The sequence below is a fragment of the Halomonas garicola genome, assembly GCF_031935715.1.
Taxonomy (GTDB): Bacteria; Pseudomonadota; Gammaproteobacteria; order Pseudomonadales; family Halomonadaceae; genus Vreelandella; species Vreelandella garicola.
In genome coordinates this window covers 94,777-106,080 of record NZ_JASSZF010000005.1, presented here as the reverse complement: position 1 = coordinate 106,080, position 11,304 = coordinate 94,777, and the positions used below count along the sequence as shown (strand labels likewise).

The following is an 11,304-nucleotide window of genomic DNA, read 5'->3' as shown; positions in this document are numbered from 1 at the left end:
CGATTGAAACCGTATCGCGCCATTGCGACGCGCTACGATAAGCTCAAACGAAATTACGAAAGCATGGTGGCCTTGGCATGCGGCTTTTTATGGCTACCAATGTGAAACGTCAACAGGCCCTAAATGAAAATTTCTTATTTTTTTCATTGAAGTGTAAATTAAGAGCTCTTCGACGTTTCATGTGGGTTTAGCCTGAACCTCCGGCACCCTACATATAAAAACCTATGGCGCAGCCAGGGCTATCGGCTCAAGCGCATCAAGCACCCATTCAAAGCCCAGGCTTATCACCACCAAAAGCGCTAGCGTGATAAATAGCGTCACCCCGGACCAGCGGCCCAGCACATGCACCTCGCCCCGGGGCTCCTTGAACACGGTCACCGCTATCACTCTGAGGTAGTAGTAGAGAGATATCAGCGTATTAAGCGCCGCCGCCACGGCAAGCCAGATATATCCCGCCTCGATGGTGACCTCGAAGAGCAGAAACTTGCCGAAAAAGCCGACCAGGGGCGGGATGCCGACCAGGGACAGCAGAGAGACAATCAGTGCGGCGGTAACCAGCGGCCGGCGATAGGCCAGGCCGTGATAGTGCTCGATGTCCGTCCGCCCCCTAAGGTGGGTGACAATAGCAAAAGCCAGCAGGTTGGCCAGCGCATAGGCCACCAGAAAAGCCAGCAGTGCCGGCAGCGCGCCGCCACCGCTTCCGACGACGACAATGGCCATTAACATATAGCCGGACTGGGAAACGCTCGACCAGCCCAGCAGCCGCCTGAGGTCTGTCTGGGCAAGCGCCGCCAGGTTGCCCAGCGTCATGGTGGCCGCGGAGATCAGCGCGACAACGCCCGGCCACATCAGGGTGTCAGGCAATAGCATCACAAACCGCGCAAGGGCCACCGCCGCCCCGATTTTGGGCACCACGGTTAGAAACGCCGCCACGGGGGCCGGTGCCGCCTGGGCCACATCCGGCATCCAAGCGTGAGCCGGCACCGCCCCGAGCTTATAGGTCAGCCCCATGATGATGCAGGCCACCGCTACGCTGAGCGCTATCGAGTCCGTGCCGGCTTGAAAGACCTCTGCGGTCTGAACATAGTCGGTATCCCCCACCAGGCCAAACAGAATCACCACGCCAATGGTCAACAGCGCATTGGCCAGAGCCCCAATCAGAAAATACTTCATCGCCGCTTCCAGCGCCGGGGTGAAGCCACGATGGTAGGCCGCTAGCGGATAGCTGGCGGCGGAAGACAGCAGCACCCCCACCACCAGCTCCATGGCGTCATGGGCAGACGCCATCATGATCGCACCCAGCAGCGAAAACAGGCACAGCGCGTAATATTCGCCGTGGCGAGGATCGCTTCGCATCCAGTCCGGCGACAGCGCCACCACCACCGCGGCGCTGAAAAGCATCAACAGCTTGGCGAAAATGGCCATGCCGTCCAGCGCCCATACGCCGGAAAATATCAGCCCGGCCGGCGACTCCCACTGGGCAAGCGTCGTCACTCCTGCCACCAGCAGCGTCGCCAACGCCAGCGCTGCCGCCCAGACCTGACGGTGCCGTGGAGCAAAAGACGCCAGCAGCACAATCGCCACCGCGCCCAGCAGCAGCGCAATTTCGGGAAGCAGACTACCGAGGGGCATTAGCGGCCTCCGGTCAGTAGCACGCTGGCGCTATCGATGACTTCCAGCAGAAAACCGGGATACACCCCGATCGCAACAACACCCAGCCCCAGCACGCTAAGTACCGTGAACTCAATGCGGTCGAGCTCCTTGAACTGGTCCAGAGAGGCAGGCAGCTTGCCGAAAAACAGCCGGCGCAAAATGTCCAGAAAAAGCGCGGCGGTCACCAGAATCCCCACTACTGCCGGCACGGCAAGCCAGGGATAGACGGCAAAAGTGCCGGCAAAGATCTGAAATTCCGCCACAAAACCGGCCAGGCCGGGCATACCCAGGCTGGCAAACGCCAGCAGTATGGTCAGCCCCGCAAGCCTGGGGGCCCTGTGCGCCAGACCACCGTAGCCGTCCAGATCATAGGTGCCGGTGCGATACCAAAAGCTTCCACAAATGAGAAATAGACCGCCGGTGATCAGGCCGTGGGCGACCATTTCCACCGTGGCCCCGGTCAGCGCCAGCTGCTTCGCCATCAGGTTGTCGCTGAAGCTGGCGGCTATCGCAATGCCCAGCACCGTATAGCCCATGTGATTGATGGACGTGTAGGCAATACGCCGTTTGAGATTACGCTGGCCAAGCGCCACCAGGGCCCCGTAGAGAATCGCCACCAGCGCGAGCAGACCGACAAGTAACGCATAGCGCTCAAACGTCGCCGGCAGCATGGCCAACGGCAGGCGTATCATGCCGTAGGTGCCCATCTTCAGCAGTACGCCGGCAAGAATCGCGGAGGCAGGGCCTGGCGCATCCACGTGCGCCTGGGGCAGCCAGGTATGTAGCGGCACCAGCGGTGTCTTGATCGCCAGCCCCAGCATCAAACCGAAAAACACGAGTCCCGCATAGAGGCCGCCGCCCGCCAGCGGCTGCTGTTCGATGAGCAGGCGTATATCAAAACTGGGCGAATCCAGCGAGAGATACAGGCCAATGATCGCCAGCAGCAGCGCCAATGAGCCGGCAAAAGTAAACAGAAAGAAGGTCAGGGCAGACAGCTGCGGCCGACCGTGCCCCCAGCGCCCGATGAGGAAATACATGCCCACCAGGCTTAAATCAAAAAACACGTAAAACAGCAGCAGGTCCAGCACCACAAATACCGCCAGGGACGTGGCCATCAAAAACAGCATCCAGCCGTAGTACTGATGCGCTTGCGACCGCTGACTGTCTTCCCGGGTATCGAGCGGATAGGCAATGGCCGCCACAAAAATCAGAGCGCTCATGGTCACCACCGCCAGCGCGATACCGTCGACCCCGACCCGATAGGCAACGCCGATGGACGGCACCCAGGGGACTTCCCACACGTGCTGAAACAGCGGGCCGTCGGGGTCGAAGCCAAACCAGGCCCCTATCAGGATCAGCAATGAGATTACGGCGATGAGGGTCGCAAACGCGCGTGCGTTGCGCTCCGTCCAGCGCGGTACAAACGCCAGCAGTAACGCACCCAACAGCGGTAAGCACCAGGCCAATGTCAACATCGCGGGGTTTGCTCCTTACAGCGCATCGCCGAGTAACAGCAGGGTCAATAAAACGGCAAAGCCGATGGCCATACCGGCGTAGTAATGATGGGTCTGTCCGGACTGGGCCTGGCGCGCCCGGCCGCCCCCGCGATTCACCAGCCCGGAAAGGGAACCGGGCAGCCGCTCCGACAAGGCTTCGCCGGCGGTGGCACCAAAATCTGCTATCCGCGTTACGGCAGAAGCGCTGCCGTACAGGCTGGCATCGACGCCGTCCGCATCGCGCCGGGCCAGGGCAGAAGCGGTCTGCGACGCTTGCCTCGATAAAAGGAGCGTGGCCCTTTCCAGCACGTCGCGATCAAAGCGCGCCAGGCGAGCGCTCAGCTTCACCAGGGTGGCACCCACGCCAAGCGTCAAGGGTTCAAGCCCCCACCAGCAAAAAGCGGAGCGCCGCCACCCCTGATGCCCGTCAAGCTGACCACGCTGAACCAGCACCGCGCCGAGGGCCATGCCCAGCACAACCAGCACCAGCGACGCCGCCAGCAGCCAGAGATGAACGTCGGCAAGCTCCCACCCCGGCTGCTGCTGTAGCCAGCGCTGGACCCCGGGCCACCAGAAAAGCGATAGCCCCAGCGTCAGCGCGGCGAGACCGCTCAGCGCCAACAACTCAAGCCGGCAAGCGCCTGACAGCGGCGGCCTGCGCTGCTGGGTACGCCCGAACCGAACGGGGCCAAACATAGCGAGCTGAAACCGGGTGGCATAGACGGCACTTAGCCCGCCGGCCAGCGCCACGCCGGCCGTCAGCCACGGCGACGCCGCATAAGCCACCGAAATAATCTGCTCTTTGGTCCAGGCAGCCCCCAATGGCACCATCCCGGCAAGCGCCAGAGCAAAGATGCCGCCAAGCAAGGCGCTACCCGGCAAGCGGCCCCCTAAACGCATATCCTCAAGCTGATAGCTCTCCGCCTGCCGCTCGGCTACCCCGGCGGTCAGAAACAGGCCGGCCTTGAAAAAGCCGTGGCTCAGAAAATGCAGCAGGGCCACGCCGGGAAATCCGGCACCTATCGCCACCCACATCAGCCCGTACTGTGCCGAGGTCGACGCCGCCAGCAGCTTTTTGGCGTGGCCCTGCACCAGGCTTACCACCCCTCCCAGCAGCGCCGTCGTCAGCCCGATCAGCATAATCGCCGGCATGAGCCAGGCGACGTCTGCCAGCAGCGGCTGCAGCCGTGCCAGGACGTACATCCCGGCGGCCACCAGCGTGGCCGCGTGCAGCAGAGCGGATACCGAGACCGGGCCGGACATGGCGGCAAACAGCCAGACCGAGAAGGGCACCTGCGCCGACTTGGCCATGGCGGCCAGTAAAATACCCGCGGCCGCCACCTGCATCAGGCTGCCGTCCAGCCCGGCAAGCTGCGAATAGCCAAAGCCACCGCTACCCGCAAACACGGCCGCGGCCGCTATATAAAGCCCCAGGTCGCCAAAGCGCGTGACCAGAAATACCTGAACGGCATTTTTCACCGTATCCCTGTCCCGCCAGTAATGAGACACCAGCGCCCACGAACAGGCCCCTATCAGCTCCCAGGCGACCAGCAGGGTCACCATATCCTGCGCCAGCACCAGCAGCTCCATGGCACCGACAAATGCCACCATGATCGCCAGTAGCCGCCCGAGCGGGGCCTGTTCATGTACGCCGGCGAAGAGCAGCACCGGAAGCGCCATGATGGGTATGGCCAGCGCCACGAATTGACTTGACGGTACCAGCCCCACCTGCAGCACCAGCGCGGCGTTCAGCGCGTAGCTCCCCTGCCAGTCATTGGCCATCGCCAGGGCTAGCGCACCGATAACCGCTATCAGCGCGGATAGCGCCAGCAGCGTCACCCCGGTACACCCTTCCCGGCGGCCGCTCAGATAGATCAGCGGTGCCATGAGCACCGGCAGTAATGGCACTATCCACAGCATCATGTTTTCAGCCCTTCAAGTCCGCGATAGACTCCGTGACATCCGCCTGCTTGCCCCGATAAACCGCCACCACCAGGGCAAACCCCATGGCCATTTCAATCGCCATCACCGCCATGACCACAATGGCCAGCAGCTGCCCTTCGGGCGCGCCGGCACCGCTCATGGCCCAGAAACCGATAGCCGCCAGCATCACGCCGTTAAGCATCAGCTCAAGCCCCATCATCAGCATCACAAAGGACTGCTGGGAAAGTGCGCCGTAAACGCCGATACCGATCAGGGCGGCTGCCAGCAGCAATACCGCGGTCAAGGTCATGGTCAGCTCCTTTTAATGGCAGTGGTGATGGCCGTGGTGGTGATGCCCGCCGGCTTCTTCATCGTCGTCGGGCATTCCCGCCGGATCACCGCCGGGTTCGAGCCCGGGCGGCATCGAGCCGTGCTCGGCCGAGCCAAAGCGCCCTCGCTGGCTCGATAGCACCACCACGCCAATCATGGTGGCCAACAGCACCACACCGGCGGACTCAAAGATCAGCATGGAATCTCCCAGCAGCTCATTGCCCAGAGCCACCACGGGCTCCAGGTCATCCGGCAGGGGGCGCTGGGGGAAGCCGGCCAGCAACGCCATCGCCGCCAGTATCACGAAGCTGGCAATGCCCGCACCGATGGAAAGCCTGTGCTGGTGCACCATCATCATGGGGTTGAGGCCTGCCGGGTTCATCATGAACATCACCATGAACAGCGCCATGACCATCATCTCGACGCCCATCATGAAAAACATCGCCACGCCCAGGTACACCGCCGACAGCAGCAGCATGATCACGCCGACGGCAATAAAGGAAAGCAGAAGAAAAAACGAGGCTCGCACCATGGAGTCGGTGCGAAATACCCGCCACCCCGTATAGACGGCAAACACCGCGAGCAGCCAAAAGGCCACATCAACAACGACGGACGTATTCATAAAAGCGCCACCACTCCCGCCCAGATAAGGTCGATAAACGCCAGCGGCAAAAGAATGAGCCACATCAGGCTCAGGCAGCGGGACGGCGTGATGACGGCAAACCAGCGCCCGAGCCAGGCCTGCACGGCGAGTATCGCCAGCATCTTGAGCATGACCCACAGCGGCCCGGGCAGCCACGGCCCCAGCCAGCCGCCCAGAAAGACGGTGGCCGCGATGCCGCTAAAGGCCACCAGCATGGCGCTGCGCGCCAGCTCCCAGACCAGGCGCGGAGGGCCCGAGACCTCGACGCTGGTACCGCCGGCAAGATCCTGGCTATCGGCCAGATTGAACGGGCCGCGAAAGGTGAGCGCCAGCCCCACCAGCAGAAACAGCGGCAGGCCCAGCGGCTGGCGCACTACGTTCCAGACGTCCTGCTGAGACGCCACTATCCGGGTAATTGCCAGCGACTCCGCCGGCAGCGCCACCCCAATCAGAACGAACATGCTGATGAGAATATAGGAGAGTCCCAGCGCCACGTAGCGGTAGGCGCCCATCAGGGCAAAATGGCTGTTGGCTGACCAGCCCTGCAGAAAAATCACCACGGTGGCAAGCGCCTCCACGCTCCCCCACAGCACCAGGCTGGTTGCCAGATCCGTTGCCACCCAGTCCCGGGACCAGGGCACCAGCGCCAGCCCTACCGCTGCCAACGCCAAATAGAGCGCCGGCGCCAGGCGCCAGCCCCAGCGGTCAGGTGCCTCGGTATTATTGGACTGCTGGATCAGCAGCCAGGCGCCTCGGCTCAAGGGCCGCTGCCAGACGCTTTGCGCCCGGGGCAAACCGAAAGAGCGCGCTGCCAGGCCGTCGAGCACCGCCCAGAGATAGACCCCGCCACCCAAAGCGGCAAACACCATCGCCAGCGGCCAGACCAGCTGCTCAAGCATCACGGATGCGGCCATGGGGACACCTCCGCTACGTCAAGACTTGCCAGGGTGGCCAGCGCTTCGCTCCACTCAAGCCCCGGCAGCAGGTTTTCCAGCAGGTTATCGGCATTACCGGCACCGCGGGGCAGTTCTATCGCCTCGGTCGAGGCCGTGACGGCGTCGCTCTGCTGCGCGCGGGCGATCAGCGCCAGCGACTGCTCCACTTCGGCCAGGCGCTGCCGCCACCGCGCCGGCACGTCGCCGGCCTGCTGGGTAATCACGGAGAACCCCAGGCGGCGATAGCCTTCGTCCGCCTGGCGCGCATCGTCTTCTACGCCGGCCGCCCGGGCAGCAAAGCCGGCCAGGGTACGGGCGTGCTCGCTATCCAGCGTGCCGCCTTTCGGCAGGTAGAGGGCAAAAAAGCCGCGGCGGGCAAGCGCGCGCGCAAATGCCTTAAAGGCCTTGCCCAGCTTCTCCACCGGCCGGCTATCGCACTCTTCCGCCAAGCCCAGCGCGCGCCAGGCAAGATCCGGCAGGTGCGCCAGGCGCAGGGCGTGAAATAAAGCGCGCAAATGGTATTGCATGCGCTTGCGTTCCAGCCGCGCAATGGCAACCGGCCTGCTTTGCGCCTCAAGGAAGACCGACGGCACGGCGCGGGGATACGGCGCCGAAAGCACGGAAAACTGCTGCACGATATCGCCCTGCAGCGTCACCTCGGCTTCGAGCCCCGCCGGCCAAAGCGGAAAAAACGGCCCCAGGCGAACCGTCAGAATATCCAGCGCCAGGCCGTCACGCAGATCCGGCGCCGGCGGCATGGCCATGGGCCGGCCGTAAGGCACCCCGCCCATCATGCCCTCGCCGCCGCGGCCATCGTCTCCCAGCCCCTGCCACGGGTTGGGCGGCGTGTCCGGCAGCAGCCGGGAAGCCGTGCCCTGCTCGCCCGCTATTACCCGGCGCCAGGTATCCATGACCGCACCGGGCAGAGCTTCCAGATCATCCATTTTCCCGATGCCCGGCTGCTGCAGCTCCAGCAGCGGCTCGCTTTGATACCAAAGCGTGGCAAACGGGGCCGGCAGCTGGTCGTGCACCCGGCGCAGTGAGTCGTGGAAGTGTGGCGGCACGCCGCCGGCCACCAGCAGAATCGTGGCGTGGCGCGGGGTGTCAACCAGCGTTATGCCAGGCGCCTGTGCCAGCCGGTAAACGGCCTCTTCCCCGTGCATTCCCAGGGCAGGAAACACCGTTGCCGGGCCGCGCATGGCCAGACGCGAAAGCCAGCCTACTGCCACTTGAACACCCCCTCTCGCCAGCCATAAAGAATGCCAACGCCGAGGATGGAGAGAAACATCCCCATTTCCGCCACCGCTATCAGGCCCTGCTCTACATACACTACCGCCCACGGGTACATGAACATCATTTCCATCTCGAAGGCGATCAGCAAAAGCGTCATGGGATAGTAGCGAATATGATAGCGGCTCCAGGCGTGGGTATCTGGCGTGCCTCCGCCCAGAAAAGGAGCGCGTTGCGGATACGTAGGCACAGTTTGACGGTGGCCTGGCCACCGCTGAATCAACAAACCACCACCCAGACTCATTAACAATATAAGTAGAAGGGCGAACAGTTCCATGATAATGCCTTCTCCCTGAATAAGTGGCTCTTTTATATATAGCCTGTTTTACTTAAATCACCACGGGAGGCACCCTAGCACCTGTGAGCCGCCCCAAGGTCAAGGCATTAATGGGAGGATATCTGGCGCATGGCGCCTGATACCTGACAAGAGAGCTATGCGGCAAGGCCGAGCCAGAGCGCTAACGGTACTTTTCCTGTCTTATCGCCTCGCAAGCAGTTTGATCCGGCGCATATCGCGCCCCCTGCCAGGCTCATGCTATAACTTTGACAACTATGCCCACGCCTAATAGCTTTATTTTTAATCATGACCGCTGGTTCATTAACCAAAAGGTGAGCAAGATGAGAACGACGCTATTAGCCATTGCCTTGGCGATACCGGGGCTGGGCACTTTTACCGCCGCCAGTGCCGAAGATACCACCACCGATGCCGAAGAATCGGGCGGGATTAACGTTGGGGAACAGCTGCCGCCAAAGGTTCGGGGGCTGCTGATCGAGGAAATGCAGGGAATCCTTGCTGCCAGCCAGGAAATTCAGGCGGCCATTGTCCAGGGCGACCACGAAACCGTGGCCCAGGAAGCCCAGGCGATTCATGACAGCTTCATCATGGAGCAGGAAATGACCGAGGAGGACGAGCAGGCCCTCCTCGCCGCCGTGCCGGATGAGTTTCTCGAGCAGGACCAGGCGCTCCATAAACTCAGCGAGACGCTGGCCGAAGCCGGCCGCGACCAGAATACAGCGCTTCAGCTGCAGCAGTTTAATGAATTGATGGAAGGCTGCGTACGCTGTCACGGCGACTATGCCTCTGCGCGTTTTCCCGACTTATAAATAGCGCATCACAAGCATTCTTCGCCCGCGACGCGAATACGTGAAAGCCGGAGACAGGCACCTCGTCTCCGGCTTTTTTCATGATTAAGCCAGGAACAGCCGAAACCTTACCGCTCTGCCGCGTGCAGGCGACGGGTGCCGATCCAGTGGTTGGCAAACTGCCAGGCCACCCGGCCGCTGCGCCCGCCGCGCAGGGTGGCGTAGCGTACGGCTTCGGCCCGGGCGGCGTCGTCCCAGTCCGCCGGCGTTCCCAGCTGGCTCACCCAGTGCGCGCAGGTCTGCAGGTACATATCCTGGTTGAAAGGGTGCAGCCCCAGCCACAGGCCGAAGCGGTCGGACAGCGATATGCGCTCTTCCACGGCGTCGCCGTGGTGCAGCTCGTCTCCCACCAGGTGCGACTCGCGGTTGTCATCCATGGATTCCGGCAGCAGGTGGCGACGGTTGGACGTGGCGTACAGCAGCACGTTTTTCGGCGGGCCGGTAAGCGCGCCGTCGAGCACGCTCTTGAGCGCCTTGTAGGCGTCGTCGTGGCCTTCGAACGACAGGTCGTCGCAGTACACTACAAAGCGGTGCGGCAGCGTGCGCAGCTCTTCCACCAGCGCCGGCAGGCGGCCAAGATCGTGACGGTCGACCTGAATCATGCGCAGCCCCTCGGGCGCCAGCGAGTTGAGCAGCGCCCGCACCAGCGACGACTTGCCGCTGCCCCGCGCGCCCCATACCAGGGCGTGGTTGGCCGGCAGGCCCTGCAAAAAGGCCCGGGTATTATCCACCAGCGCCAGCTTCTGGCGCTCGATCCCCAGCAGGTCGTCCAGGGTCACACCGTCGCGCACGGGCACCGGCACCAGCCGCCCGCCCAGAGGGTGGCGCTGCCACAGGGCGGCCACGTGGATGTTCCAGTCTACCTGCTCGGGGGCCGGCGGCAGCCAGTGCTCGACGCGGTCCAGCAGCTGGGTCAGTCGATGCGTCAACTCGGCATCCATCGAATTTCCTCCGTTGTCGATTATGCTAGCGTTACACTCGCTGATTGGTATCCTGCGAGTCTGTTCGTATCTGGCAACTGCTGATAGGGCCCACCCGCCCACCGTTTACTGACCGAGAAGGAAACGTTTATGCGCTGGTTTCGTCCCCTTGCCGTCACCGCCCTTTGTACCACCCTGCTGACGGGGCTTGCCGCCTGCACCACCTCACCCACCGGCCGCTCCCAGCTATTGCTGATGTCCGACGACCAGCTCGGCGAGATGGGCGCCAAGGCGTTCGACCAGTATCAGCAGAAGCTGCCCGCCGCCGACGCGCAAAGCCAGCGCTACGTGCAGTGCGTGGCCCAGGCGATCGTCGCCGAACTGCCCGCCGAGCAGCGCCGGCAGAACTGGGAAGTGGAAGTGTTTCAGGCCGATGAACCCAACGCCTTTGCTCTGCCCGGCGGCTACATGGGCGTGAACAGCGGCATGCTCAAGGTCGCCGAGAACCAGGCCCAGCTGGCCACGGTGCTGGGCCACGAGGTCGGCCACGTGCTGGCCAACCACGCCAACGAGCGCGCCTCCACCGAAAATGCCACCGAGCTTGGCCTTTCGGTCCTGTCGAGCGCCTCCGGCGTGGAGTCCGCCGGCGGCGAGCAGCTGATGGGCCTGTTGGGCATGGGCGCGCAGTACGGTATCCTGCTGCCCTTCTCCCGGCGCCACGAAAGCGAAGCCGACACCATCGGGCTTGAGCTGATGGCCAACGCCGGTTTCGACCCGCGGGAAAGCGTGACGCTGTGGCAAAACATGCAGCGCGCCGGCGGCGGTGCCCCGCCCGAGTGGTTGTCCACTCACCCAAGCCAGGGAAGCCGCATCAGCGGGCTTGAAGCCAGCATGCCCCAGGCGCTCGACGCCTACGAAAACGCCCGTAGTGCCGGGCGCACGCCGGACTGCCCGCGGCCCTGAGCCGGCCC

11 protein-coding genes and 1 pseudogene are annotated in these 11,304 nt (G+C 63.2%); 3 read left to right on the top strand and 9 right to left on the bottom strand.

All coding sequences use genetic code 11. The annotated features are described in order from the left end of the window. Positions 1-105, top strand: a pseudogene (locus tag RS027_RS03660) (IS5/IS1182 family transposase); the annotation flags it as partial. A gap of 117 nt (positions 106-222) precedes the next feature. Here RS027_RS03660 and RS027_RS03655 read toward each other — a convergent pair. The 8 genes from RS027_RS03655 to RS027_RS03620 are packed head-to-tail and all read right to left on the bottom strand — an operon-like array spanning position 223 to position 8,547. Then, a complete protein-coding gene (locus tag RS027_RS03655; RefSeq protein WP_311954351.1) occupies positions 223-1,632 on the bottom strand; it encodes an NADH-quinone oxidoreductase subunit N in 1,410 nt (469 codons plus the stop codon). After that, positions 1,632-3,128 carry a complex I subunit 4 family protein gene (locus RS027_RS03650; protein WP_311954348.1) on the bottom strand — a complete coding sequence of 499 codons (1,497 nt, stop codon included), beginning with the start codon at positions 3,126-3,128 and terminating at the stop codon, positions 1,632-1,634. Before RS027_RS03650 ends, RS027_RS03655 begins: the two co-directional genes overlap by 1 nt. 15 nt (positions 3,129-3,143) lie before the next feature. After that, positions 3,144-5,072, bottom strand: coding sequence for an NADH-quinone oxidoreductase subunit 5 family protein (locus tag RS027_RS03645; protein ID WP_311954345.1), 1,929 nt, complete (start codon positions 5,070-5,072; stop codon positions 3,144-3,146). Between the two features lie 4 nt (positions 5,073-5,076). Continuing rightward, entirely contained in the window at positions 5,077-5,382 is a 306-nt protein-coding gene (nuoK, locus tag RS027_RS03640; protein ID WP_311954342.1) for an NADH-quinone oxidoreductase subunit NuoK, read from the bottom strand. A 12-nt stretch (positions 5,383-5,394) separates the two neighbouring features. Continuing rightward, positions 5,395-6,024 carry an NADH-quinone oxidoreductase subunit J family protein gene (locus tag RS027_RS03635; RefSeq protein ID WP_311954339.1) on the bottom strand — a complete coding sequence of 210 codons (630 nt, stop codon included), beginning with the start codon at positions 6,022-6,024 and terminating at the stop codon, positions 5,395-5,397. Further along, a complete protein-coding gene (locus tag RS027_RS03630) occupies positions 6,021-6,959 on the bottom strand; it encodes a complex I subunit 1 family protein (protein ID WP_311954336.1) in 939 nt (312 codons plus the stop codon). Before RS027_RS03630 ends, RS027_RS03635 begins: the two co-directional genes overlap by 4 nt. Then, positions 6,944-8,209, bottom strand: coding sequence for an NADH-quinone oxidoreductase subunit D-related protein (locus tag RS027_RS03625; protein ID WP_311954333.1), 1,266 nt, complete (start codon positions 8,207-8,209; stop codon positions 6,944-6,946). The genes RS027_RS03630 and RS027_RS03625 overlap by 16 nt, the downstream gene beginning before the upstream one ends. Then, the gene (locus RS027_RS03620; RefSeq protein ID WP_311954329.1) at positions 8,200-8,547 is read right to left on the bottom strand and encodes an NADH-quinone oxidoreductase subunit A; all 348 of its coding nucleotides are present in this window, start codon (positions 8,545-8,547) and stop codon (positions 8,200-8,202) included. The genes RS027_RS03625 and RS027_RS03620 overlap by 10 nt, the downstream gene beginning before the upstream one ends. 341 nt (positions 8,548-8,888) lie before the next feature. Here RS027_RS03620 and RS027_RS03615 point away from each other — a divergent pair, with 341 nt between their 5' ends. After that, the gene (locus RS027_RS03615; protein ID WP_311954327.1) at positions 8,889-9,374 is read left to right on the top strand and encodes a cytochrome c; all 486 of its coding nucleotides are present in this window, start codon (positions 8,889-8,891) and stop codon (positions 9,372-9,374) included. Positions 9,375-9,481: 107 nt separating this feature from the next. Here the strand turns inward: RS027_RS03615 and RS027_RS03610 are convergent, their stop codons facing one another. Beyond that, positions 9,482-10,354, bottom strand: a complete 873-nt coding sequence (locus tag RS027_RS03610; protein WP_311954322.1) for an ATP-binding protein — start codon at positions 10,352-10,354, stop codon at positions 9,482-9,484. A 129-nt stretch (positions 10,355-10,483) separates the two neighbouring features. On the opposite strand from RS027_RS03610, the gene RS027_RS03605 reads away from it, so the two are divergent. Beyond that, complete coding sequence (locus tag RS027_RS03605) at positions 10,484-11,296, top strand: M48 family metallopeptidase (protein ID WP_311954316.1); 813 nt, start codon at positions 10,484-10,486, stop codon at positions 11,294-11,296. The last annotated feature ends 8 nt before the right edge of the window (positions 11,297-11,304 follow it).

Excerpts from the sequence above, each read along its gene's own strand:
- RS027_RS03655 (WP_311954351.1), bottom strand. The coding sequence starts at position 1,632 with ATGCCCCTCGGTAGTCTGCTTCCCGAAATTGCGCTGCTGCTGGGCGCG.
- RS027_RS03650 (WP_311954348.1), bottom strand. The coding sequence starts at position 3,128 with ATGTTGACATTGGCCTGGTGCTTACCGCTGTTGGGTGCGTTACTGCTG.
- RS027_RS03645 (WP_311954345.1), bottom strand. The coding sequence starts at position 5,072 with ATGATGCTGTGGATAGTGCCATTACTGCCGGTGCTCATGGCACCGCTG.
- nuoK (WP_311954342.1), bottom strand. The coding sequence starts at position 5,382 with ATGACCTTGACCGCGGTATTGCTGCTGGCAGCCGCCCTGATCGGTATC.
- RS027_RS03635 (WP_311954339.1), bottom strand. The coding sequence starts at position 6,024 with ATGAATACGTCCGTCGTTGTTGATGTGGCCTTTTGGCTGCTCGCGGTG.
- RS027_RS03630 (WP_311954336.1), bottom strand. The coding sequence starts at position 6,959 with ATGGCCGCATCCGTGATGCTTGAGCAGCTGGTCTGGCCGCTGGCGATG.
- RS027_RS03620 (WP_311954329.1), bottom strand. The coding sequence starts at position 8,547 with ATGGAACTGTTCGCCCTTCTACTTATATTGTTAATGAGTCTGGGTGGT.
- RS027_RS03615 (WP_311954327.1), top strand. The coding sequence starts at position 8,889 with ATGAGAACGACGCTATTAGCCATTGCCTTGGCGATACCGGGGCTGGGC.
- RS027_RS03610 (WP_311954322.1), bottom strand. The coding sequence starts at position 10,354 with ATGGATGCCGAGTTGACGCATCGACTGACCCAGCTGCTGGACCGCGTC.
- RS027_RS03605 (WP_311954316.1), top strand. The coding sequence starts at position 10,484 with ATGCGCTGGTTTCGTCCCCTTGCCGTCACCGCCCTTTGTACCACCCTG.